18 protein-coding genes and 1 pseudogene are annotated in these 24,552 nt (G+C 55.1%); 2 read left to right on the top strand and 17 right to left on the bottom strand.

The window, feature by feature from the left end:
* The 10 genes and pseudogenes from AC3Y2E_RS01840 to AC3Y2E_RS01795 all read right to left on the bottom strand — a co-directional run.
* Nucleotides 1–457 (bottom strand): annotated as a pseudogene (locus AC3Y2E_RS01840) (IS4 family transposase); the annotation flags it as partial.
* A 156-nt stretch (nucleotides 458–613) separates the two neighbouring features.
* Entirely contained in the window at nucleotides 614–1,213 is a 600-nt protein-coding gene (locus AC3Y2E_RS01835) for a hypothetical protein (RefSeq protein ID WP_379206521.1), read from the bottom strand.
* A 346-nt stretch (nucleotides 1,214–1,559) separates the two neighbouring features.
* A complete protein-coding gene (locus AC3Y2E_RS01830) occupies nucleotides 1,560–3,509 on the bottom strand; it encodes an FAD-dependent oxidoreductase (protein ID WP_379206519.1) in 1,950 nt (649 codons plus the stop codon).
* 471 nt (nucleotides 3,510–3,980) lie between these two features.
* Entirely contained in the window at nucleotides 3,981–5,522 is a 1,542-nt protein-coding gene (locus AC3Y2E_RS01825; protein WP_379206517.1) for a HEAT repeat domain-containing protein, read from the bottom strand.
* 115 nt (nucleotides 5,523–5,637) lie between these two features.
* Nucleotides 5,638–6,495, bottom strand: coding sequence for an AraC family transcriptional regulator (locus AC3Y2E_RS01820; protein ID WP_379206515.1), 858 nt, complete (start codon nucleotides 6,493–6,495; stop codon nucleotides 5,638–5,640).
* Nucleotides 6,496–6,513: 18 nt separating this feature from the next.
* Nucleotides 6,514–8,058 (bottom strand): coproporphyrinogen III oxidase, encoded by a 1,545-nt coding sequence (locus tag AC3Y2E_RS01815; protein WP_379206513.1) that lies wholly within the window; start codon nucleotides 8,056–8,058, stop codon nucleotides 6,514–6,516.
* 205 nt (nucleotides 8,059–8,263) lie between these two features.
* Nucleotides 8,264–8,440: a hypothetical protein gene (locus AC3Y2E_RS01810; RefSeq protein ID WP_379206511.1), complete on the bottom strand. Its 177-nt coding sequence runs from the start codon at nucleotides 8,438–8,440 to the stop codon at nucleotides 8,264–8,266.
* Nucleotides 8,441–8,566: 126 nt separating this feature from the next.
* Nucleotides 8,567–9,379 (bottom strand): (2Fe-2S)-binding protein, encoded by an 813-nt coding sequence (locus AC3Y2E_RS01805; protein ID WP_379206509.1) that lies wholly within the window; start codon nucleotides 9,377–9,379, stop codon nucleotides 8,567–8,569.
* Nucleotides 9,380–9,477: 98 nt separating this feature from the next.
* On the bottom strand, nucleotides 9,478–9,918 hold the full coding sequence (gene dtd / locus AC3Y2E_RS01800; RefSeq protein WP_379206507.1) for a D-aminoacyl-tRNA deacylase: 441 nt from the start codon (nucleotides 9,916–9,918) through the stop codon (nucleotides 9,478–9,480).
* Between the two features lie 40 nt (nucleotides 9,919–9,958).
* Nucleotides 9,959–12,145 carry a RelA/SpoT family protein gene (locus AC3Y2E_RS01795; RefSeq protein WP_379206505.1) on the bottom strand — a complete coding sequence of 729 codons (2,187 nt, stop codon included), beginning with the start codon at nucleotides 12,143–12,145 and terminating at the stop codon, nucleotides 9,959–9,961.
* 218 nt (nucleotides 12,146–12,363) lie between these two features.
* Here AC3Y2E_RS01795 and uraA point away from each other — a divergent pair, with 218 nt between their 5' ends.
* Complete coding sequence (uraA, locus tag AC3Y2E_RS01790) at nucleotides 12,364–13,635, top strand: uracil permease (protein WP_379206503.1); 1,272 nt, start codon at nucleotides 12,364–12,366, stop codon at nucleotides 13,633–13,635.
* A gap of 205 nt (nucleotides 13,636–13,840) precedes the next feature.
* Here the strand turns inward: uraA and AC3Y2E_RS01785 are convergent, their stop codons facing one another.
* From AC3Y2E_RS01785 to AC3Y2E_RS01755, 7 genes are all read right to left on the bottom strand, one after another.
* Entirely contained in the window at nucleotides 13,841–15,475 is a 1,635-nt protein-coding gene (locus tag AC3Y2E_RS01785; protein WP_379206501.1) for a S8 family serine peptidase, read from the bottom strand.
* Between the two features lie 680 nt (nucleotides 15,476–16,155).
* Nucleotides 16,156–16,668, bottom strand: a complete 513-nt coding sequence (locus tag AC3Y2E_RS01780; protein ID WP_190924670.1) for an adenine phosphoribosyltransferase — start codon at nucleotides 16,666–16,668, stop codon at nucleotides 16,156–16,158.
* Nucleotides 16,665–19,094 (bottom strand): single-stranded-DNA-specific exonuclease RecJ, encoded by a 2,430-nt coding sequence (gene recJ, locus AC3Y2E_RS01775; RefSeq protein ID WP_379206498.1) that lies wholly within the window; start codon nucleotides 19,092–19,094, stop codon nucleotides 16,665–16,667. Before recJ ends, AC3Y2E_RS01780 begins: the two co-directional genes overlap by 4 nt.
* Nucleotides 19,095–19,127: 33 nt before the next feature.
* The gene (locus AC3Y2E_RS01770; protein WP_190924667.1) at nucleotides 19,128–20,078 is read right to left on the bottom strand and encodes a cation diffusion facilitator family transporter; all 951 of its coding nucleotides are present in this window, start codon (nucleotides 20,076–20,078) and stop codon (nucleotides 19,128–19,130) included.
* Between the two features lie 42 nt (nucleotides 20,079–20,120).
* Nucleotides 20,121–21,035, bottom strand: a complete 915-nt coding sequence (gene secF, locus AC3Y2E_RS01765; protein ID WP_379206495.1) for a protein translocase subunit SecF — start codon at nucleotides 21,033–21,035, stop codon at nucleotides 20,121–20,123.
* Complete coding sequence (secD, locus tag AC3Y2E_RS01760) at nucleotides 21,025–22,257, bottom strand: protein translocase subunit SecD (RefSeq protein WP_190924664.1); 1,233 nt, start codon at nucleotides 22,255–22,257, stop codon at nucleotides 21,025–21,027. Before secD ends, secF begins: the two co-directional genes overlap by 11 nt.
* A 218-nt stretch (nucleotides 22,258–22,475) precedes the next feature.
* Entirely contained in the window at nucleotides 22,476–22,769 is a 294-nt protein-coding gene (locus AC3Y2E_RS01755) for a post-transcriptional regulator (RefSeq protein WP_332075066.1), read from the bottom strand.
* A gap of 193 nt (nucleotides 22,770–22,962) precedes the next feature.
* On the opposite strand from AC3Y2E_RS01755, the gene spoVB reads away from it, so the two are divergent.
* On the top strand, nucleotides 22,963–24,519 hold the full coding sequence (gene spoVB / locus AC3Y2E_RS01750; RefSeq protein ID WP_379206492.1) for a stage V sporulation protein B: 1,557 nt from the start codon (nucleotides 22,963–22,965) through the stop codon (nucleotides 24,517–24,519).
* Nucleotides 24,520–24,552 lie beyond the last annotated feature (33 nt).

The raw sequence follows: 24,552 nt of genomic DNA, 5'->3' as shown, positions 1-24,552 counted from the left end.
CCAGCCTAACGTCAGCATGTTGAAGCCTTTGACAAAACGCCCTGTCGTATGGTCGAACACACGGGCAAGTAATTCCGCCTTTTTGCTGCGGTTTTGCTGAAGAACCGAGTCATCCACAATGAAGACGTGAACGCGAGTAGATGAAATGAGGGTTTCAAAATGAAGCACGATTTTCAGACCTAGCGCCAATAAAAACTCACGCCAAGCAAAGTAGCTGTGATTTAAAAAGCGATATACCATCTTTTCCCGGCAGATCCTTACGATCGCTTTCGAGGAGTCGAAACCAATTGCGTCCTTCAAATACAAGGGAAAAGATAAGCTTAAACACTTCCTGACTCGTGAAACCAAACGATTTGGAAATGCCCGAATCCCGAAGCAGGTTGCCAATTTTAAGGACAGAGAGAATCGCTAGTAATCGTGATTTTGCCTGTTCAGATTGCTGATTTTGGTGTACCATAAGGTTACACACCTTTCTTTGTTTGGAATGGTTGCTCGTCACTTCCATTTTACCAAACAAAGGGGTGTTTTTTCTGTCAAGCCCCTATTATTCTTTAGGATTTTCCTTTATCCATAAGGGATTTCCGTCATTTTGAAGCTGCGAAAGTTGAGTTATTTATTTTACCATTTCTTTAACCTTCCCCTTAAAAGCTCCTAAATCTGTAAAGTTAGTTATAATCTTATTTTCTTTTGGAGCCTGTTGTTCAATCTTACCATTGTCCTGAACCTTGAACTTACCCTGATAGACACCTAAAGGCATAAATACATTTTTGGCAATTGGTCCCTCATACTTATATAGAAAAGTAACAAGATGCTCACCGCTTTTCATTACAGGTATCCCATTAAATGCATAGTCCACCTCAGGTAAAAAACCCTTCCCTTCCTTAGATACTGGCTTGTATATACCTCCTGTCTCAAGGATGTTAATTTCTTCACCTTCATGGATATTCCCTTTAAGAGAGGAGAGTACTACTGCTCTTGATATTGTAAATGGAATATCGCCGTAAACAATTGTTTGCTGATTATCTAATACCCTAATTTCAAGGATCGTCTCAGCTTTCGATTCTATTTCCTCCAATGAGTGGAAATTATCATCCAAATCTCCTGCAGCCACCATGATGTTCGGACTTGCAGATTCAGATTTACCGGAACCACAGCCCAAAAGCAGAGAAAATAGTAATGAAAGAACGCTAATCGTCATACCGATTTTTTTCACAATACCACCACTCCTTTTATTTTTTTGTTTATAGCTTATCTAATATAGTGAACGGACACCGTTTTCGTCATCGTTTGTTGGTAGCGTAGGGCACTCTGTCCAATCATGATTAATTGTGCCACGGATATCATCAAGTTGTTAAGACAAATCCAAATAAAAAACCTCCAATCCACGGGAGACTAATCCCAATGGACTTGGAGGTTTTTTATTTTCTGTATACATTCAACTGCTGCTCCCAAGAACAATATGCCTTTAAAACGTTCGGCATGACCCAGCCTCAAGTAGATGCTAGTCCCGCCAACACGAAAGCACCCTTGCCGGGATACAGCATTTTAAAGCTGAATAATCACTTCTTCGGCAGCGACTCGACCAGATCGCGAATCATCATATACGTGTCGCCGTTGTTCAGCTTCTGCTTATCGGCGATGCCGTCGATCGTCGCCTGCTTCAGCATCCCTTTCGCCAGCAGCTCCTTCGACGCTTGCACCGCCTGGACGTCGAGGCCGGCCGTCTTCGCGATCGTCCAAGCCGCCTGATCGAGCGTGAGCGGCTGCTTCGCCGCATCCTGGATGCCCGCTACGACTCCGCTCGGATCGCCGGTCAGCTTATGCACGCGCTTGACGCCTTGCATCAGGTTGAGCAGCCGCTGCGGGTTCGAATCCGGCGTCGTGTCGAAGCCTTTGTTGTCGTAGCCGCCAATGACCAGCCCCATGCTGACGACCGTTTTCAGTCCTTCATACGCCTTCTGCTCCATATAAAACTCCGGCTTGGGCTGATAAGGCTTCAGCTCCATCCCTTGCTTGTTAAGCATGTCCTGCAGCGTGGCGATATGCTCCTTCGACGCTGACAGCTCCCGGAACGACACGTTTTTGTCCATCGCGAGCTTCGCGGCGGCACCAGCGGCTTGTCCGGTAGCCATGCCGACCGGAATGACCCGGGCGCTTCCGTGAGGCAGCGTATCGAAGCTGCCGGACCGTCCGACGACGAGCAGGTTGTCCACCTTCAGCGGTACGATCGAACGGAACGGGATCGCATACTTGAGCGGATGGCTCATCACCGCTCCGTTATCGGTAGGCGAGATCCGCTGAATATCGACCGGGTACGAGCCGAATGCGATCCGGTCCCACTGGTCGCGGTTCTCCAGCACGTCGATCATCGTCAGCCGGTACTCGCCTTGCATATGCCGGGTTTCGCGAATGTACAGCTCCGGCGCAACCGCGTCCCACTCCAGTCCGGCAAATTCAGGATACAGCTCTTGCATATGCTTCACGACATAAGGCAATTCCGCCTTTGCAATCTCAAATGCTTCCGCGCGTGATTTCGGGTCGAGGCCGTCGATTCCGAAAATTTGCAGCGCGTTGATCAGCATCGTGTTATCGTTTTGCCGCCCGATGTTAAGGCCGCGCATTTTGACGCGTTCCTTGTTGTTAGGCGGGTACTTCTGCATCTCGCCGAATCCCCAGGCGCTAAGTTCGTTAGCGTCGGTATTCGGGTCGCCGTCGTCTTTCAGCCGCTTCTGGATCTGCTTCCATACTTCGGGGGTTACATTTTTGAGGCGGAATACGGCGGTAACCGCCATTCTTGCCTTCTCGTCTCCAACGTCCGCACGCCCGATCGTATAAGGCACGCCCGACGCCGCGGCGATATCCGCATCCTGGGTAGCGTCGATAACCGCCTTCGCGGTCACGTCCTGCTTCGAGCCGTCTTCTTTGGTAATCGTGACGCCGACGATTTTTTTGTTGCCGTTTGCGCCGGCCTCCAGCTTCGGTTCGATCGCTTTCGTTTTGAGCAGCAGATCGATGTTGCTCTCGTTTTTTACCATGTTGTGAAACGCGTTCGCCGCCGTTACGACATCAAACGAATCGCCTTCCACCTGTTTATACCATTCCATAAATAAACCTTGATTTAAAATGTCCACTTTTCCGGGAATGATGCTCGTTTTCTCACGATCGTAGTTATGGTCGAGACTGTTCAGCCAGCCCAGCGTCATCAGACCCCCGAGAATGTCCCGGTCCCGGCCGTCCACCAGTAGCGTCTTCAGCCCGTTGCGGGCGGAGGATACCGCGGCTACGATCCCTTCCGGATCGGTACCTACAACGATTACATCGTAGCTGTTTTTTACCGTCTTGACCGATTGCACCTCAGCGAGTTCGCCCGGATTGCCGGTCGTCTGGGTTTTGCCGCCGCCTAATAGCTTGTATGCGGTCACCCCCGCGATTACTAGTGCCACCCCGACAAGCAGCAGAAAAACGATTGCATTTTTGCGGGCGGTCCTGCGGTCCACGTGTCTAGCCATGCATCCCATCCTATTCCATTGTAAAATGACATTCAAAGTGTAACACAGATCGGGGGTTTCCGGCAAAATTCGGGCAAAATGACGAAAATAAGCCCATTTTGGGCAAGTCGGCGCATGCAAAAAAAGGAACCCGGCTTTCCTCATCGTAAGAGGACGGCCGGGTTCCGGACTTGATGGAACAGCAGGAATCACAGGATTACTCAGACAAGACGCATGCAAGGAGGCTGTCGATTCATTGTGTAGAAGTGTTAGCAGGCCGTTCCAAGTGAAAAGTTACCTTCTTCTGCTCAAACAGGTTGTCCGGAATCCCTTGATTTCATAAGGATTGTAAGGTAGGGGATTCCAGACAAAACTCGCCAGAAGGTAATCTTTTCCCTTTCCACTTGGTTATCCACAATGAATCGACTGCCTCACAAGGCCGGTTATTCGTTCCGAAGCAGAGCGTACTCCGTTTCCCCCGCCGCCCTCCGATTACGGATAAAACGTACTGGCCGGAGTCGTGGTCGGACACCAGCGGGAGACGCGCAGAAACCGCAGCAGCGCATCCTGGGCTTTGGCCGTCCCGATATAAAACAAGGCGTCGGCCGCATGAGCCCGGACATACCGGTTGTCGTCGTCCAACGCTTCGACAAGCGAAGGCACCGCATCTTCCGCCTGCTCTCCCCATTTCGCAAGCGACAACCCTGCCATAAAGCGGACTTGGGTGTCGTCGTCCTGCAGGGCGCGCGCAAGCGCCTCGACACTTTCGCTGCCGGATTCATAACCGGACCTATACGCTCCGGCTGATCCGAGCGCATCGACGGCGGCCTGACGCACCTTCACGGATGCATGGCTTAACAATCCGGCCAGCGCACGTACCACGTCCGCCGACGAAGCCGCACACGGCTGCTCGCCAAGGGCAAACGCCGCATGAACGATTGTCTCTTCGCGCTCGCTGCCTACAGCCTCGGTCAGTTCCCGGACCACCCCATGCCCGGCCGCGGACAGCCCGTAACCCGCTTTGCGCGAAACCGGCACACTGCCGTGCTTCAAGGCGCGAAGCAGCGCCTCCGATCCTTCCTCTCCCATGCGGGCCAAGCCATAGGCCGCATTCAGAGCGACCGGCTCGAACGAATCTTCCAGCGCCCGCTCCATAGCCGCGACGGCTCCATAAGGCGCAGCTGCAGCCCCCAGCATCCCCAGCCGGTCAGCTGCGTCCACCCGCCGCTCCGCCTCTTCCGACCGCAGCTCCTCCAGCAGGCCGGCAATTTCCTCCGCCGTTCCGCCGCTTGCGGCCGTCAAACCGTCGTCGCTTCTGCCCGACAGCCAGTTCCAGGCGTCTCTCCACATCGCCTCGTGCCGATAAACCGGCGTGCTGAACGAAGAGGGGGTTATCCACAACGCTTCCCGGTTATCCCAGCTCGGTTCGCCCGGCGCTTGCGTGCGCATAAATTCGAATTTCAGCATGAACCGTTCCTTGCCGAGTAGATTGGACGTCGACCGGTGCCATATATCGTAATGAATCAGGACAAACGTTCCCGCCTGGCCGGCCGCCGTTACCTCGCCGTCGCTGTCGTCCGCCGCGAACGTGCGGGTGTCGTAATTTTGCGTGCCGGGCATGACCCCAGTCGGCCCAAGCTCCACCGGCGTATCCTGCGGAAAGTACATAATCATCGCCCACCACGGACGGTGATTGCGCATTTTATGGTAGCCCCAGTAACTGTCCTTATGCCAGCCGCCCGGTTTCGGAGAGTTATTATAATGCCCGTGACGGTGGGAATGCATCATATACCCCGGGCCGAGCACGCTTGTTAGAGCGCCTGTAACGACCGGATGCTCGAATACCTTCTGCAGCTCGCGGATCCGGGGCAGCAGGTTGTTGCCCGGATTGCCTTCGGTACGGTACACTTCGCTGAGCTGCTCCAGCAGGCTCTGATGAAACTGTGGCGAGAAGTCGGTTTTCAGCAATAAGTACCCTTCGGTAATAAACTGTCTCATCTGATCGTCATTAAGCAGTTGCATCGGTTTCTCCATCGGAGTTCCCTCCACCTCATAGTTTTGGCTTCTTCACCTTTACTATGACGGAATACGCCGAACAAGAGAATGGAGGAAGTTCACTCCCATTTGCACAAAACAAACCTGTTTTCCGCTAATCCTCCGCACCGTGCCGTTCCTGCAGCAATCTGCGGTAATCCGACGGCGGCAGTCCGGTATGCTTCTTGAACACCCGGGAAAAGTAGTACAGCTCCATGCCCACCTGCCGGGCGATCTCCGATACCGGCTCCTCGGTCGCCGTCAGCAGCGACATCGCCTTCTCCATTTTCATTTTGTGCACATACTGAATCGGCGACGTGCCGACCAGCTCGCGGAATAAGCGGATCAAGTAATTCGGGTGAAAATGGACGAGCGCCGCGAGCTGGGGAACCGTTATATTGTCATGCAGATGGCTCTCGATATATTTCAATACGAGATTCAAATTCCGGATGCCGCTATCTTCCTCATCCGCCCGGAACATCTGCCGGCCTTCGACCGCGCGCTCCAGATAAAGACTGACGATCTCCAGCAAAACGGATTTCTGCATAAGCGCAGCGGTAAACTGCCTGCTGTGATAATGTTCGATCAATTGTTCGAACAACCGCGACAGCCGCTCATGGTCCGTGACATCGATGTGCGAAGGCACTCCGGTCAACCGGAACAGGTCGGTATCGCCGATTTTGGCCGTGAAGTGGCACCAATATTTGCCGAAACCGTTTTCATTTATCGTATAATAGGACTGCTTCACGCCCGAAGGCATTACGAACAGCTGACCGGGACGGGGATAATGAGGCACCCCGTCGATGACGAGGCAGCCTTCCCCTTCGCGGATATAATAAAACCGGTTGAACTCCGGAACGAAGTTCATTTGCCGCCACTTCGCATCTACTTTCGTATACGCCGCGATCGACACCTGAACCTGCACATTGTCCAGCAAGCTCCCGAGCCGGGAGAGCGATTTGGTCGTTTTCATCGGGATCTCCCCGCCCGCTCAGCGGCTTACCGTTTGTCCGTAAGCGTCATCCAGCAGCCGCATTTTTTTATCGAAATATTCCTTGTACGCCTGATTGTACACCGACGGCTCCTTCGGATTCGGAAACCGCTCGATTTTTTGCTGCTCGTTGCCTTCCGCGTCGTATACGGCCGGATACAGCACTTTGCTGACCGCGCCGCAGCCCAGCCCGATAATCGTCTGCCGTTCTTCCATCATGAGGATGTTGTACAAGCTGTCCCGGTCGCCGAGCGCGTAACCGACGTTCTCGAGGTTGCCCAGCATATTTTTTTGCCGGTACATGTAGTACGGATGGTAGCCGTTCTCCTCCATAAACCGGTTCGCCATCTTCATCATATCGGCGATCTCGTCCCGCTCCGCCACTTCGTACTGATCGCGGTTTTTGGTCATTCGCGATGCCCGCTTGAACGACAGCGTATGCACGGTTAACGATTCCGGGAGCAGCTTGGCCGTCTCGTCCAGCGTATGCTGGAATTCGGGAATCCCTTCGTTCGGCAGACCGATAATGAGGTCCATATTAATATTGTCCATCCCCATCTCGCGGGACAGGATGAACTTCTCGATCGTTTCATCGACAGTATGGTGGCGCCCGATTTTATCGAGCGTAAGCTGGGTGAAGCTTTGCGGATTGATGCTGATCCGGTCGACGTTCCATTTTTTCATCACCTTCAGCTTATCCGGCGTTATCGTGTCGGGACGGCCCGCTTCAACCGTCAGCTCGCGCACTTGGTCCATATCCGGAATCGACTGATGCATCGTTTCAAAAAGCGCATCGATCTGCTCGGCGGTTATGCTCGTCGGCGTCCCCCCGCCCCAATAAATCGTCGTTACGGTCAGTCCGGTCCGCTTCAGCCATTCGCCCGTCTCCCGGATCTCGTAGTGGAGGCCGTCCAGAAACGAATCTACGGACCCGTTGTTGCCGCGGATATCGTAAGCCGGAAACGTGCAGTAGGCGCATTTCGTCGGGCAGAAAGGAATGCCGATGTACAAGCTGACTTCGCGGTCCAGCTCGAACAGATCGGGGATCACCTTGAGCTGCCGCTCCACGATGTCCGCCAGCAGCTTCGCCTTCTCATCGGTAAGCAAATATTCCTCCTGCAGCTGGCGTACGCTTAACTCCCGTCCCTGCTTGCGGACCATATTGTGCATCAGCTTCGTCGGGCGCACCCCGGTGAGCACGCCCCACGGCTGCTCCAGTCCGGACGCTTCCTCGAGGACGCGCAGCAGCGCCGAGCCGACGACGCGCTTCAGCTCCCTCCGGCGCGCTTCTGCAGCTCCGCTTCGCAGCAGCCTCCGTTCCGTGTGCGACCAGGCCGCTCCCGATTCCGGACGCTCCAAATAAGCCCGAACCTTGGCCTCGGCCCCGGCTTCTTCGCCCGCGTCGGCAAGCTCCAGCGTCATCCGCAGCTCGGCGTCATCCGCCGGCTCATACACAAGCTCCACTTCTTCGTAAAACAGCTTCCATATATGATAAATATCCATTTGATAGTCTGAAAATCCGATCTGCCTGATCTCAACCTTCATCTCGCGTATCGCCCTCCGATCGACGTACCGCCGCCTAAAGCGGCCAAACTGTTGTAACTAGATAAGTGTACCACAAGTGAAAGCGCCAAGGAATGTTTGCGGCGTTCCGGCAAACCGGACGGATACCGGGTACCGGGATATTCGGAAACGACAAAAAAACCGCCGCTTCCGCTGATGCGGGCAAGCTGGCGGCGATTTTGACGGGTTAAGCACGCGGAGGCTTCCGCGACGGATGTTTGCCCTGAACGTGACCGGTCGCCCACTCTTCGGCCGCTTCTGCGGCGAAAAAACTGTGCAGCATCCCGGCCGATTCGTGAGTATCGTTGTGCAGCAGCCGGTTTCCGGGTTCCAGCATAACGGTTTCCTTGCGGGATCGGCGCATCTGATCGACTCCTTGAGCGAAATGTACTATCAGTTTCCCCAAGAGTGCGATATTTCATAATACGTCCGATCGTTCACGCTACGCCCATTCCCTGCAAGTATCGGATTACCGCTGACACACCGTCTGCTACTTCGCAGCGGCAACCGGAACGGCCGCCTTTTCGCCTTCCCTTGCTTCCAGACGCCGCTCGGCCCGCTCGCTTTCCTTGATCCGGGGACACGAATAACAGTAACGGCCGCCTTCCGTCCGGTAATACATACAGCATGAATTTTTCATCCGCATCTGCTTGCACGGATCTTTCAAATCTTCGATCCAGCGAATTTTCACGTCGAACGGACTCCGGGTCTGGCCGAACGTACTGCCTTCGATCTGACGGATCAGAAACTCATAGTCGGCGGCAATCGTCTCTTTAATCGTATCGTTAGTCTCCGCCAGCATCCACTGTTCCGTGCTGTAGTTGAACCGGGTCGGCAGCAGCCCCCACAGATGAGGCAGAGGCATACCCGCAGCCTTTGACGCCGCCTCATATACAGGCCGCACCGTTCCGCTGTACAAGGCGGAGAGGACGTCCGCGAGCCAGAGCCGGCGCTCGTTCCCGTCCTCGGGAGCGCGCTGCTCGGACCAATGCGCCAGCTGGAAGGCGACTCCGTACCTTCCTTCCTCCATCTCCACGAGCTGTACCGTTATATTGTTCAGCGACACATCAAAGGAGACGTCATGTACCGATACCGCGTACTGTAAAGCCAGACAAACGTTCCCGAACTGGGCGCAAAAATAAGCGGCTGCCGCCGTCCGATCCAGCGCCTTCATCAGCGGGGAATACGCTTCGAGCAATTGCTCCATCGCGCTGCCGTGGGGCAAGGCGGATACCGGTACGGAATACACGACGCGTCTAGTGCCTTCCACGCCGATGTTGAATTTGTGCAGCGATTCGATCATGACGTCAATCCCTTCATACACGTGAATTCGAAATTGATAATCATTATCATATTATCAGCGAACAGGCGCAATATCAATACGCAAACAAAAAAGAACCGTTACCGGCTCTCGATTACGAGCGTAACAGGTCCTGAGTTCGTCAACTGCACATCCATCATCTCTCCGAAAATACCGGTCTCCACTTGCAGACCGTAACTGCGGAGCAGCTCATTAAACTTGTCGTAGAGCGGCTTCGCCTGCTCCGGCCGGGCGGCGTTCATAAAGTTCGGCCGCTTCCCTTTGCGTACGTCGCCGTACAGCGTAAATTGCGACACCGACAATATCCCGCCGCCGACGTCGAGCACCGATACATTCATCCTGCCTTCCGCATCCTCGAAGATCCGCAAACCGGCCAGCTTCTCGGCCAAATAACGGGCGTCCTGCTCGGTGTCCTCATGCGTAACTCCAACCAGGACAACGAGCCCGTGCCCGATTTGGCCGACCGTCTCTCCGTTCACGACTACGCGCGCTTCTTTGCTTCTTTGTACGACTACTCTCATGGCGTTTTGCTCCCTTGCCCGATCCGCATTCCTTCGGCTCCTAGCTCTGCATAATCCGTTGAACCGAATATACGTCCTTCACCCGCTTAATTTTTTCTACAACCGACTGCAGGTGATCGATATTTTTAATCAGAATCGTCATATGAACGATCGCCATCTTATTTTTGTCGGACCGACCGGACACGGCGGAGATAACCGTCTTGCTTTCCGATACGGCTTGCAGCACTTCGTTCAGAAAGGCGGAACGGTAGTGGCCCGTAATCTCGATCTCGACGTGATAGTTCGCTTCGACCGCAGTCTCCCACTCGACATCGATCATCCGGTTCAGATCGTCCTCGTCGCCTGTCGGAATGTTCGTACAATCCGTCCGGTGAACGGACACCCCGCGCCCGCGCGTAATATATCCGATAATATAATCGCCGGGAACCGGATTGCAGCATCGTGCGAACCGGACGAGCAGATTGTCCACGCCCTTGACCCGGACGCCGTGAGTCGGACGGCTCTTTTTCTCCGTCGAGCCTTTGACTTCCTTCACTTCGCTCGTCAGCTCGAGCGCGTTCGCCTGGGCTTCTTCGTTCTCGCGGCGAATCTTGTCCGTCAGCCGCGTACAGATCTGGGCGGCGGTAATCCCGCCAAAGCCGACAGCCGACATCATATCTTCGATATCGTTGAAGTTGAATTTGCGGGCAACCTCCATCAGGTTGTCATCGGTCATCACGGAAGGAGGCTCCAGCCCGAGCCGCTTCAGCTCGCGTTCGATCCCTTCCTTGCCCTTCTGGACGTTCTCTTCCCGCTTCTCCTTCTTGAACCACTGCTTGATCTTGCTCCGGGCGTGCGAAGACTGGGCGATCTTCACCCAATCCTGGCTGGGTCCGTACGAATGCTTGGACGTCAAAATCTCGACGATATCGCCTGTGTTCAGCTTATAATCGAGCGGTACGATCCGTCCGTTCACCTTCGCACCGACCGTGCGGTTGCCGATCTCGGTATGAATCCGGTATGCGAAATCGAGCGGAACCGAACCTGCCGGCAGCTCGACGACTTCCCCTTTGGGAGTGAACACAAAAACGAGATCGGAGAAAAAGTCCATCTTGAGCGACTCCATAAACTCCGCCGCATCCCGCGTATCCTGCTGAAGCTCCAAAATTTCACGGAAAAAGATCATCTTGTCCCCGAAGCCGCCGGACGGCACCATCGAGCCTTCCTTATACGCCCAGTGGGCGGCGATCCCGAACTCAGACGTCTTATGCATGTCCCACGTGCGAATCTGCACCTCAAGCGGCTCACCGCTCGGTCCGACGACCGTCGTATGCAGCGACTGGTACATGTTCGGCTTCGGCATAGCGATATAATCCTTAAACCGTCCCGGCATCGGCTTCCATAACGTGTGGATAATGCCGAGCGTCGCATAACAGTCTTTGATATTGTCCACGATGACCCGAATCGCAAGCAGGTCGTAGATTTCGTTGAACTGCTTGTTTTTGGAGGTCATCTTTTTGTAAATGCTATAAATATGTTTCGGCCGGCCGGAAATATCGCCCTCGATCCCCATCTCGCTGAGCTTGCTCCGGATATTGTCGATAATCTCTTCGATATATTTCTCGCGCTCGGTCCGTTTTTTCTGCATCAGGTTCACGATCCGGTAATATTGCTGCGGGTTCAAGTAGCGGAGAGCGATATCCTCCATCTCCCACTTGATCGCCGAGATCCCGAGCCGATGAGCGATCGGACAGAAAATCTCCAGCGTCTCGTCGGCGATCCGCCGCTGCGCTTCCTCCGACTGGAACTTCAGCGTTCGCATATTGTGCAGACGGTCGGCCAGCTTAATCAAAATCACGCGTATGTCCTGGGCCATCGCCACGAACATTTTGCGGTAATTTTCGTTTTGCTGCTCTTCCTTGGACTTGAATTTAATTTTCTCCAGTTTGGTCAGCCCGTCGACAAGCATCGCGCACGTTTTGCCGAAATGCTTCTCCACCGCCTGGAGCGATACCGTCGTATCTTCGACCACGTCATGCAGCAGGGCGGCGATGACCGAAGTGACATCCATCTGCATATTCACTAAAATTTCGGCAACGGCCAGCGGATGTAAAATATACGGTTCTCCCGACTTTCGCACCTGTCCGTGGTGAGCTTGCTCGGCAAAGTCGTAAGCTTCCCGAATCCGTACGAGATCGCTTTGTTTTAAGTAGGTTGCCGCGCGTTCCAGTAACTGCTCAATGCCCATCTTTTATATACCTTCTCCTGCCATACGTTCGTTTCTCTACATTATGCCTTTGAATGGGGACGACGTCAACTGCAACGCGGAAGCAGAGCGGATCGGGGCGGGCGAATGAAACGTTTACAAGCCCTCAAGAAAACGGATGCTATTTCGACACATTTCTGCTATTCTATTTGATGGCATTCCAGATGTCGAAAAAACTATGTGTGTAAGGGAGATGTACTATGCAGCAACGCGTCATTCAGGTGGACGAGCGCCCTCCGCTGCTCAAGAGCATACCGCTCGGCCTGCAGCATCTGTTCGCGATGTTCGGCTCCACTGTCCTCGTTCCGTTTTTGTTCAAGGTTGATCCCGCTACGATTCTGCTTATGAATGGAATAGGTACGCTGCTTTACTTGTTTTTGTGCAAAGGCAAAATTCCTGCTTATCTCGGCTCCAGCTTCGCTTTTATCTCGCCCGTGTTCGTCGTGCTCGGAACGCTAGGGTACAGCGCTGCGCTGGGCGGGTTTATCGTAGTAGGTCTCGTCTTCATCCTGTTCGCCCTGCTCGTCAAATCGGTCGGCACCCGCTGGATCGACGTCGTGTTCCCGCCTGCCGCGATGGGCGCCATCGTAGCTGTGATCGGGCTGGAGCTCGTTCCGGTCGCAGCCGGCATGGCCGGGCTGATTCCGGGCTCTGACGCGCCGGCGGACTGGGCGCTCGATCCGAAAACCGTAACCGTATCCCTGTGTACACTGGCTATCACCATTATCGGCCAAGCGATGTTCCGCGGCTTCCTTAAAATCATCCCGATCCTGATCGGCATGGTCGTCGGTTACGGGCTGGCCGCCTGGATGGGTCTCGTTTCCTTCGGCAAAGTGGCGGAAGCGGATGTGGTCGCCTTGCCGACATTCTACACACCTACATGGGATTGGGCCAGCATTATTATCATTCTCCCGGCCGCGCTCGTCGTCATCGCCGAGCATATCGGGCATCTGATCGTCACCGGCAATATCGTCGGCAAAGACTTGACGAAAGATCCCGGTCTGGACCGCTCCCTGCTCGGCAACGGGATATCTACCGTGCTGTCCGGATTTGTAGGCTCTACTCCGAATACGACTTATGGCGAAAATATCGGCGTCCTCGCGATCTCCAAAGTGTACTCGACCTGGGTCATCGGCATTGCGGCCGTATTTGCCATCGTGCTGTCGTTTTTCGGCAAATTGGCAGCGCTGATCAATACGATTCCGGTTGCCGTTATGGGCGGCCTCTCGCTGCTCTTGTTCGGGGTTATCGCCGCTTCCGGCATTCGGATGCTCGTCGAGAGCAAGGTGGATTATTCGAAGCCTTCGAACCTCATCCTGACGACGATCGTTCTCGTGATCGGGATCAGCGGAGCCAAGCTGACGCTGGGCGACTTCGAACTGAAAGGGATGGCGCTGGCAACCGTCGTCGCCATTCTGCTGAGTTTGTTCTTTAAGTTGAGCGATCTGCTGGGGTTGTCGAACGAAAAATAATGATCTTTATGCAAGTTGAAACACGATCCGTGCCTAAGGCGCAGATCGTGTTTTTTGATATTTCGGATAATAACCGCATTAAGGCAATAAAGAGATAACGTGGTACTGCGTTAAATCGATAAATCTAAAACATTCCTTACTAAAAAAGCTGCCTCTTCTCTCCCGCATACAAGGGGCATTCGTCGTGGCACAGGCTCACTACGAGTTAAGGAGAAAGGTAGCTGGCCCACTGCCTCCATTTCCGGGCGATATGCACTCGCCCTTGCGTACTCCGCTCCGAGTAAATCCCCTGCTCCTCCAGCCACCTGGGCTCCGGCTCGAATTGCATGCCGGTTATCGCTTCCAGCGCAGAGCACCTTGCTGCGAAGATGGATACCCGTTCGTGAATGGCATCGTCCTCTATCCCGCTTAGCAGCGGTTTAACGAATGCTTCGTCCCGGATATTGCCGGCCAGCTTAATGGCGCAATAGCGAATATCCAGGTCGCTGTCCGAGAACAGCCCGACAACTTCATCCTTCAACTGGTGATGGAGACCCGGACTTCGGCTTAACGCAAAGAGGGCGGCCATTCTCACCAATCGGCTGTCATCATGGAGAACGCGGCAATAGTCTTGGATTGAGAGCGCTTCCTGGCAAAACGCCAAAGCCGTTACCGCTGCGGCACGGACCCGACCCGACCTGCTGCCGATTAGGAACAATACCTGTTCCTGCGTCTCAGGAGATATAGGAGCCTCGCAGTAAGACAATACAGCAGCCGAAGCGATGCTCGCCTCGTTTTGAGCCTTTATTGCTTTCAAACGCTCGAAACCGTCTTTCTGCTTCCAACTGCACCATAACGTGTACGGCGGATCGTTTTCCCCAACCGACGTATCGGCATGAATAGCCGCCTTCACATCGACTAATCCGGCACGCAGCTCTGTGCACTGCCCTACCACGGCGGAACTTTCTACGATGGCGGCTTTTACTTGCCCGGCTGTCCAGCTCGGCTGCGCTTGCCATAGGCAGGCTGCACATCCGAGAACAATCGGCGCGGCAAACGAAGTGCCCTCCGTTCTCGCATACCCTTCCGGCAGGTTGTCGAACCGAGCGGTAAAGTGGCGTTGACGCTCTTCCAGCGAATCAAATGGCGCAGGCAGCACGATGTTTTTAGCCGGCGCTACTATTTCCGGCACCCATTTGCCCTCGAACGTCGTCCCTCTGCACCCGTAGTACGGTTTCGCGTAACGAATATCGGCATCTTCCGGTACGATCACCCCGCCGACCGATAATACGGATGGCGAAGAAGCCGGACCGTTGCTCGTTAACTCTTGCGTATTGCCCGTAGCTGCAACAACGAGAAGACCGTCAGCCGCCAGCTTCTCGCACCCGATCCGAATCGGGTCCGCCTGCCAGGGAAGAAGCCCCGTATCCCGGGTCGCCGCGATCGTTACTACGACTCCGCGTATGCGATACCGGCGCCAATTCAGATAAAGCCAGTCTAAAGCAGCCGCGATTTTGCATTCGACATCCTGATCGGTCTCCAGACGGCCGGTCTCCAGCAAGTAAAGGTCGGCATCCGGCGCAGCTCCGGTATATAGGCCTTGGGAGATTAGGCCCGAACCGGCCGCCGCAGCTGCTGCTGCCAAGCCATGCCTTCCCTTGGTCCAAGGACCGTCGTCCGCCGTCATTAATGAAGGAACCGGATCAGGCTCGGACGTTTTTACGAGGTACGTGTTTCGCCGGGAAGTGGCCGCTATATCGGGATGATTCGGGAACCGGCCGTCTACGACGGCAATGCCTACACCTTTGCCAGTGAGATGATGCGGAATTTGTAGAAAATTGCGAATCGAAGGCCATGTCACAGACGTGCCCCTCCTCTGGTTTTATTTCCCGGAAAATAAACCGGGTGTTTCCTTGTTACTTCTTCTTATTACTTCTTCTAGTTACCGTTTCTTGTAACTGTTTCTCGTTACCGCTTTTTACAACCGTTGCTTGTGCTCTCCCTCAGCCGCGATTCTTCTCCAAAAAGGGCATGACATCCCATAGCCGGCGAAAACTTGGCACGATGTGGCATGACCACCCTATCTAGCATGATAAGAGCGGCTTGGACCTCTTAATTTACAATATCAGCCCAACTTACAGAAAATAAGTGCGGTTTCAAGCTCTTATTCCAGCAGTTTCGCTGAAAACGCTGCAGCCGAACACGAACGTCTGCACCCCGGCCTGCTCCTGGTCCGTTCCTTTGAGGTCCCGGCTTCGGCCGACTCCGCCTGAAACGGTTTTGGCCAGCCCAGCCGTAAAAGCCGGTTCTGCGCCTTCCTCCTTTGGTTAAACTGCGAAAGACTCGGAGTCCGGGCTGCTCGCAAGAGCAACAAATCATCCTTCGGCGCGGGCCGCTCGGCACAATCAATCTGCTTGTAAACGTAAAGCAACAACCAGCGTTCCACCTAACCGGCAACAGGAACGGCCGACAAAAACGCCCGTGCTTCGGTCCCGGGCATTACTGCCGTTCAGGACCGCCGCACGGGCGTCTCGTGTAAAATCAATACTGGACCAGCGATTCGATCTCGATGCCGCCCAGCTTCTCTCTACCGTTCAAATAAGACAGCTCGATCAAAAACGTCGCGCCGACAACGTCTCCGCCGAGCTGGCGGATCAGTTGAAGCGTGCTTGCGATCGTACCGCCTGTTGCAAGCAAATCGTCCGCGATCAATACGCGCTGCCCCGGTCGGATCGCATCTTTATGTATGGCAAGCTTATCTTTGCCGTACTCCAGATCGTAGCCGACCTCGATCGTCTCGCCCGGCAGTTTGCCGCTTTTGCGGATCGGCACGAAGCCTACGCCCAGCGCGTAAGCGAGCGGAGCGCCGATGACGAAACCGCGCGCTTCAGGCCCTGCGACCAGATCGATGCCGCTGTCCCGGTACCGCTGCGCCAGATGATCGATAACCTCCTTGTAGACCGGACCGTTGTTCAGCAGCGTCGTAATGTCCTTGAAGCGGATACCCGGTTGCGGAAAGTCGGGAATGACACGAATATGCTCTTTGAGATTCATCCTGTTACCTCCATCATACGTTTCGATTGAACGGCCAGCCGGTCCGTAATCCAGTCCGTCAGCTGCTGCGCGTTCGAGTAGACGAGCACTTGCTCGACCTCGCCGCGCTGCTGACGGCTTTGATAAGCGGGCGATTCGGCAAGATCCCGCTTTTTGGGCGATGCCGTCGTTTTGCAGACAGATCCCATCTTATCGATAAATTGCAATTCTTCAAAAACCGTGAGCATAAACCGAATCAGTCCTTCGGATAATCCGGACTTTCGGCGAAGCGGCTCAAGAAACGAGATGTTCCGCTCATCCCACTCGCCCTTCCGGATCGCTTCCTGGTACAGCGCCTTAAACGTGTCTCTCGACGGTAGGGCAGCGTAATCGCGGTCCCAATCGGCAAATGCGGCGTAAATCCGTTTTGCCCGGCACACTGCCAGCGCCGACTCCAGACGTTCCAGCCGGTCCGGGAGCGTAACGATCAGCACATCGTCGGCTTCCGCGAGACTGGCCGACTTGGCGGCCGCATTTAACGGGATCGCCCCCAAGCTGCCGTCCATCGCCCACAACCCGCAACTGATCCGATCCGGATCGATCAGCTTCGAGGGCGCACCCGCTTCTACGAGAATCGCCTCGCGCCCGGGCCCGCCCGGCTCCTGCCGTACCGCTGCGCACGTATCCGCAAACTTGTCGACGGTCATCTTGGCCCCGCGCCAATCGAATACTTGCACATGCGGAACCCGCATATCCTGAATGACGATTTGCGGCTTGCGGACGCCGTTCCACTCGTTAATGCCGAGCTCCCCGAGGATGTCGATCCTCGCCGTCGGCGAGATAAGCTCCAGCATGGCTCCGCGCCCGAAGCCTACCGCCTCTACCGTGCCTGGAGACGAACCTCCCGGCTCGGTCAGCATCAGCTTCAAATGCTGTTTGTCTTTGCCGAGCGCCCGCTTCTCCTGCACGCTTAATCCCGACAAGACGAACCTTGGGGCCGGATTGCCCATTCCGAACGGGGCAAGCGCCTCGATCTGACGAATGATATCCACGGTCACGTCAACAAGCGTGAAGTCCGCATCCGCCTGAATTAGCGGCACGAGATCTTCGGCAGTCAGCCATTGTTCGGCAAGAGCGTTCAAGGCTGCGGCGAATTCGTCCAGACGGTCGCGATGAATCGTCATCCCTGCCGCCGCCTGATGTCCGCCGTAATGATCGAGAAGCCCCGCAGTATGGGTCAGCGCCTGATAAATATCGTATCCCGGAATCGAACGCGCCGAGCCTTTGGCCAGCCCCGTAGCCGGATCGATCGCAAGGACGATTACCGGCCGGTAGAAGCGCTCCAGCAGCTTCGCCGCCACGATTCCGATTACACCCACGTTCCAGCCTTCCGCCGCCACTACGATCACTCGGCTGGAGAAATCGGGATCTTTGCGCGTCAAGACGTCCAGCGCTTCCTTCGTCATCTCTTCGACAATCCGCTGACGCTCCTTGTTCAGCAAATCGAGCGAAGTCGCTATGAGCTCCGCTTCCTCGGGATCGTCGGTCGTCAGCAGCCGTACGGCGTCCGAAGCATGCTCGAGCCTTCCGCTTGCATTAATGCGAGGCGCCAGCGAGAAGCCCAGATGCGTGGAGGTAACCTCCTTATCGCCCGCTCCGGAGACGTCCAGCAATGCCTGAATGCCGACATAAGCGCTATCCTGCATCCGCTCCAGGCCAAGCTTGACGATCACGCGGTTCTCTCCGACAAGCGGCATCAAATCCGCCACCGTGCCGATTGCCGCAATTTCCAGCAGCTCCTCGGGAAGCTCCTCAAGCAGCGCGTGCGCAAGCTTGAACGCGACGCCTACCCCCGCGAGCGACTTAAACGGATACGGGCATCCGGGTTTCTTCGGATTCAGAATCGCTACGGCATCCGGCAGCAGCTCCGGCGGCTCGTGATGGTCCGTAACGATGACGTCGATGCCAATCTCCGTCGCATAAGCGATCTGCTCGCGGGCGCTGATTCCCGTGTCAACGGTTACGATAAGCGATACGCCGCTTTGCTTCGCGAGGTCGATCGCATTGACATTCAGACCATACCCTTCGGTGGCCCGATGCGGAATATAGGTATCGAATTCCGCGCCGAGACGGCGTAGCAAATGCACCATAAGCGAGGTGCTGCTCACGCCGTCCGCGTCGTAATCCCCATATACTCTTATCTTCTCTCCGGCTTGAAGCGCGCTTCGAATCCGCTCCACCGCCCGTTCCATGCCATCCAGTAGAAAAGGATCATGAAAATGATCCTTTCCCCCTTTGAGAAACCGCTGGGCCTCTCCTATATCGGTAATGCCTCGGGCAACCAGCATACCTGCGATGACGGGATGAAGCTTCAGCTCCTTCGCCAGCGACTCGGCGGCATGCCGTTCGATGCCGTTTACTTTCCACCTTGCCTTCGGTTGAAGCATAGTTGCCTCCCCCTCCCTACTTCCGGCTTCTCCTCAATGCAGCAGCGTCGGGAAGTCGGGATGCTCCGAACTGACATCCTTGTACGGATATCCCGGATCGTATGGATTAACATGAATGAATACGTCCGACACATGACTGAATTTGCTGAGAAGCTGGTGCTTCACCGCTTTTCCGATATCGTGGCCTTCGCTGACCGTAATTCTCGGATTCACGCTGATTTTAATATCTACGATCACATAATGCCCATGCTCGCGGGCGCGCAGTTCATTGACCGTAATCACGCCTTTGACCCGCTGAGCCGTATCCAACAGCTCTTCGGTATCTTCCTTGTGAAGCACATGATCGATCGTCTTGTGAACCGATTCCATCACGAGCTTGTATCCCATCCGCAGCACGAGCAAGGCGACGAACAGTCCCGCCAGCGGGTCCAGGTAGTACAGAAGCGGCTGGTTCATATAAGCTCCGAGCACCGCTCCGCCTACGCCGATCAGGACGGCCACCGACGACATCACGTCGGTTCTGTGGTCCCAGGCGCTGGCGATAAGCGCTTGGCTCGAAAGCTTCTTTCCAAGACGAAAATTATAGTGGAACAAAAACTCTTTGACAACGATCGAGATGCCTATAGCGATAAGGGCGAATTCTTCGGGAGCTTGCGTCACTCCCGCGTACATCGTTTTGACGGAATTGATGCCGATCTCGAGCCCGACCAATAGCAGCAGCACCGATACGATAATTGCGGAAACCGATTCCGCCTTGCCGTGTCCGTACGGATGGTCCCGATCAGGCGCGCGTCTGGCCGCCTTCAGCCCGATCAAAACCGCAATCGATCCCGCTACGTCCGAGGCCGAGTTGGCCGCATCCGCAAGCAATGCCTTACTGCCGGACAACCAACCGAAGATCCCTTTCAAGACCGCGAGCGCGATATTTCCGATAATGCTAAGCCAAGCCGCAAATTGCGCTTTTTCGAAACGCTGCTCCGACATATGGCCCCCCCTTACATGTTGAAAACGCTCCTTCAGCCGATATTACGAATTCGCTTTGGCAGGCGCTACTTTACCGGATCTCAGCGTAGCCCGCTTAAGCAGATACCACAGCGGAGTAGCGAGACAAATCGAAGAGTACACGCCGCTTACAAGCCCGATCAGCTTCGCCAGCGCGAACAGCTTGATCGATTCGCTGCCGAACAGGTACAAGCAGACAGCTGCGATAATTACTGTGACGACCGTATTGATCGAGCGACTCATCGTCTGCCAGATGCTCGTATGAACGAGCTCGGCCAGATCGCCTTCGCTTTTGAGCTTGGCAAACCGCAAGTTTTCGCGAATCCGGTCCAAAATAACGATCTTGTCGTTGATCGAATACCCGATCGTCGTCAGCACTGCGGCTACGAACGGAAGGTCGACCTCCAGACGGAAGATCGAGAAGATCGCGATAACGAAAAACGCGTCGTACAAAATCGTAATGATCGCCGACAGCGCAAACCGCCATTCGAAGCGGATCGTGACGTACAAGCTGACCGCAATACTGGCGACGGCTACGGCAAGAATCGCTTTGTTCTTCATCTCGTTAGCCATATCCGGAGAAACGGTATTGACCTCGTGAGACACTTGATCGCCGTAGGTGCCCGTAAAGGCGCTTATCACTTGCTTGACCTGCTCTTCGGTCAGCACCTCATCGTACCTGGCCGAGAAGCGGTCGTTGTTGCCTCCCATCGTCAGGATAACCGGGTTCAGCCCGGCGTCTCCGAACACTTTCTCCACCTGAGCTCGATCCGTCGTTTTGCCGAGCGAAACGTCCAGCGACGTGCCCGCCTTAAAATCCACCCCGTAGTGCAGTCCCGATATGAGCAGGATCACAATCCCGATAATGGTGACGAGCAAGGAGGCGCCGAAAAACAGGTTCCGGTTTTTGACAAAGTCGTACCGATTTTTATAGTTCACGGATGTCCGCCTCCTTTACTCCGAAATAAACCGGCTTTTTGAACAAATTGCTGCGGACAAGCAAGGTGATCAAGAAGCGCGAGAACAATACGTTGGTCAGCATGCTGATCAGAATGCTCACGATCATCGTCAGCGCGAATCCGCGGATGGCGCCGTTACCGATATAATACAAGACGCCGCAGGAAATGATGTTGGTAATGTTAGCGTCCATAATTGTCCGGAACGAATGCTTGTGACCGGATTTCAGAGACGACAGCAGGCTTTTGCCGCTGCGAATCTCTTCCTTGACGCGTTCGAACTTGATGATATTGGCGTCGACCGCCATCCCGATCCCCAGGATAAGCGCCGCGATGCCCGGAAGCGTCAGCGTGGCGTTCATCCAATAAAAGACGAGCAGCACAAGCCAGGTGTACGTGATTAGCGTAATCGCCGCCACGATGCCCGGCACGCGATAGAACACCACCATAAACAGCAGGATCAGCAGCGAGCCGATAATGCCCGCCTTAATCGTCTGCTCCAGTGACTGCTGTCCGAGCGTAGCGCCGACGGACTGGGTATATTTCTCCGTCAGCTTCAGCGGAAGCGCGCCCAAGTTAATAATATCCTTTAGTTCTTTGGCTTCCTCGTACGTGTAGCTGCCGGTAATCGTCGCCTTGCCGTCCGTCAGAACTTGTTGAACGACCGGAGCGGACAGCTGGGTTTCGTCCAGATAAATCGCCAAGGGTTGTCCGAGCAAACGCTGGGTAATCTCGGCGAACTTGGCTTTGTCCTTCACTTCGATGGAAATGATCGGCTGATTCGTCTGATTAAAGCCGACCTCCGCCGCGCCTTCGACGAAATCGCTCCCTACCATTTCTTTCTTGCCGTCCGGCCCTCTGAAGGTCAGCTCCGCCGGCTTGCGCAGAAGCGCCCGGACCTCCTCCTGGTTCTCTACGCCGGCCAGCTTGACGCGAATCCGGTCCGTTCCTTCCGTAGTAACTTCCGGCTCGGCTACTCCGCTTGCGTCTGCACGCTTGGCGAGACTTTGTGCGGTCTGGACCAGAGAATCGCGCGTTACTGCTTTGCCTTCATCGATCGGCTCCGCTACGTACAAAATTTCAAAGCCGCCCTTCAAATCCAATCCGAGTCTCACCTTGGACAGCAATCCCGGGCTTGACCATGCTACGACGCCTAGAGTGATTACCACGATAAGCACAAATGCCGCCAATCGCTTCATATTCATGTGAGCGACTCCCTTCCATACTCAATATTCCTATTATAACCACCGTCTAAAATCGAGTCAATTTGACAGCCGGGCATGCACGCTCCGGCCAAAAAACGTCAAATCCGCTCTTTCCTTCCTGCTGCGGGCACCTTCCTCCAGCGTCGTATAACGCCCCCCGCCGCACCCGCGGACCTGACTGGCGCATAGTCCCACCGTCACAAAAAAAAGCCGCGCTTCTATTCGAAACGGGCGTCTTGGCGGTATATGCTCATCGTCATCCAGTTCATAAACGAAGTCGCTTTGAGCGATAAAATGTCGTTAACAATCTGGTGAATTCTTGGGGTTCCCATTTTGGCATATTTGTCGCTTACGCAGTCCCAAATCTCTTTTCCGGTCACGTGCTCGTACCCGATCATCCGGAATTCCTCCGCTTTGCTGCGGCACAGCTGCTCGATCGTTTCATTTAATTCTTCTTCGGATAATCCGGGCTCATCCATCTGCTCGGCTGGTTCGTAAGCGTCCTCATCCATCCTCGTATTCCTCCCTTGACCGCTTCTACGCTTCCGGGCCCATGTACGTCCTACGCTTTCTGTATTCGCCGCCGCCGACCCGATTCCTTCCGCTCCCGCCTCTCTTCCTAAATTTGTTGCATGAGCTTGTGCCTTGTCCGCATATTCATGGAGATAAGACTGTCCATCCCACAATGGAAGGATGTAGCACCGCTTGAGGAAGCAATCGTTCATCAAAGGGACTATGATTCTGCTTGCGGCCGGCATCGTAAACCGGATACTCGGCTTCGTTCCGCGCATTACGCTTCCGCGAATTATCGGCGCCGAAGGGGTCGGGCTGTACCAGCTCGGCTATCCGTTCATGATCGTGATCATCACGATCATCTCAAGCGGCGTCCCCCTGGCCGTAGCTAAACTTGTCGCGGAGGCGGAGTCGGAAGGCAATGAGCGGAAAATCCGCTCCATTCTGCGCGTCTCGCTTGCGATCACCTGCGGTCTGGCGGTATTTTTTACGCTGTTCTGCTTATGGGCGGCTCCCTGGATTACGTCGCGGCTGCTGACCGACCCCAGAGTGTACCATACCTTTATGAGCATGTGTCCGATCCTGCCGATTGTGGCGCTCTCCGCTGTATACCGCGGCTATTTTCAAGGCCGCCAGAACATGATACCGACCGCCTTGTCCCAAGTCGTCGAAACGCTCGTTCGGATCGCCGCCATGCTGACGCTCGCTTATCTGTTCCTCCCTTACGGGGTCGAATGGGCGGCGGCGGGCGCGATGATCGGCGTCGTCATCGGCGAGCTGTTCGGAATGCTGGTGCTGCTGATCAGCTTCAGTCGCGATAAAACGCGCAAACAGCCGGGCGCCGCAAAATCCGTCTCTGACGGCGGCGGCCCGAGCGGCGAGTTCCGGCTGGGCAAGCTGTTCTCCATCGCCGTGCCTGTCACCGCCAGCAGGCTGGTCGGCTCCACCTCCTACTTGCTGGAGTCGATTCTGATCGCGCAAAGTCTTGCCGTCGCCGGAGTGGCGACAGCGGTTGCGACCGCTCAATACGGGGTGCTGCAAGGGATGGTGATCCCGATTCTGCTTATGCCAGGCGCGCTGACGTATTCGCTCTCGGTTTCCCTTATTCCTTCGCTGTCGGAAGCCGCCGCCCGAGGCGATATGAAGACGATTCACAAGCGGCTTCACCAGTCGCTCAGGCTCGCGCTCGTCACCGGCGCCCCGTTCGCCGTTCTTATGTATGTATTGGCCGAACCGCTCTGCTACTATTTGTATAACAACGCCGAGGTCGGTAAAATGCTGAAGATGATGGCGCCCGTCGCCATGTTCCTTTATTTCCAAAGTCCGCTGCAGGCTACCCTGCAGGCGCTCGACCGGCCCGGAAGCGCCCTGACGAATACGCTGATCGGCGCCGTCGTCAAGCTGGCGCTGATCGGTTACCTCGCCTCGCGTCCGCAGTGGGGCATACTCGGCGCGGTCGTAGCGATTAACGCCAATATCGCTTTGGTAACGCTGCTTCATTGGCATAGCGTAACGCGGATGCTCAAATTCCGGATGAAAGGCGCAGACTATTGGAAAACCGGGCTGGCCGCCGCCGTCATGGGAACGATTTGCTACTTTATCATGAATGAAGCGTGGTACGACGATCCCCTCGTCCGGTTCATCGCGGCAAGCGTGGCAGGCGTCGTCATTTACCTGATCAGCATCGTCGCCTTGAAGCTGGTCGACCGCAGCGATTTCTCCCGGATTCCCTGGATCGGTAAAAAATAGTGCAAAAAAGCCGGTTCCGATGGCGAAGCCGGC

It is taken from the genome of Paenibacillus sp. MAH-35 (genome assembly GCF_058135425.1).
The sequence above is the reverse complement of the archived record's forward strand: the minus strand, read 5'-3'. Positions and strand labels throughout refer to the sequence as shown.

Coding starts and splice junctions, on each gene's coding strand:
- AC3Y2E_RS01805 (WP_379206509.1), bottom strand. CDS start 9,379: ATGATCGAATCGCTGCACAAATTCAACATCGGCGTGGAAGGCACTAGA.
- AC3Y2E_RS01820 (WP_379206515.1), bottom strand. CDS start 6,495: ATGAAAACGACCAAATCGCTCTCCCGGCTCGGGAGCTTGCTGGACAAT.
- AC3Y2E_RS01810 (WP_379206511.1), bottom strand. CDS start 8,440: ATGCGCCGATCCCGCAAGGAAACCGTTATGCTGGAACCCGGAAACCGG.
- recJ (WP_379206498.1), bottom strand. CDS start 19,094: ATGCTTCAACCGAAGGCAAGGTGGAAAGTAAACGGCATCGAACGGCAT.
- AC3Y2E_RS01795 (WP_379206505.1), bottom strand. CDS start 12,145: ATGGGCATTGAGCAGTTACTGGAACGCGCGGCAACCTACTTAAAACAA.
- AC3Y2E_RS01830 (WP_379206519.1), bottom strand. CDS start 3,509: ATGGCTAGACACGTGGACCGCAGGACCGCCCGCAAAAATGCAATCGTT.
- dtd (WP_379206507.1), bottom strand. CDS start 9,918: ATGAGAGTAGTCGTACAAAGAAGCAAAGAAGCGCGCGTAGTCGTGAAC.
- AC3Y2E_RS01815 (WP_379206513.1), bottom strand. CDS start 8,058: ATGAAGGTTGAGATCAGGCAGATCGGATTTTCAGACTATCAAATGGAT.
- secD (WP_190924664.1), bottom strand. CDS start 22,257: ATGAATATGAAGCGATTGGCGGCATTTGTGCTTATCGTGGTAATCACT.
- AC3Y2E_RS01825 (WP_379206517.1), bottom strand. CDS start 5,522: ATGGAGAAACCGATGCAACTGCTTAATGACGATCAGATGAGACAGTTT.
- AC3Y2E_RS01755 (WP_332075066.1), bottom strand. CDS start 22,769: ATGGATGAGGACGCTTACGAACCAGCCGAGCAGATGGATGAGCCCGGA.
- AC3Y2E_RS01780 (WP_190924670.1), bottom strand. CDS start 16,668: ATGAATCTCAAAGAGCATATTCGTGTCATTCCCGACTTTCCGCAACCG.
- uraA (WP_379206503.1), top strand. CDS start 12,364: ATGCAGCAACGCGTCATTCAGGTGGACGAGCGCCCTCCGCTGCTCAAG.
- AC3Y2E_RS01770 (WP_190924667.1), bottom strand. CDS start 20,078: ATGTCGGAGCAGCGTTTCGAAAAAGCGCAATTTGCGGCTTGGCTTAGC.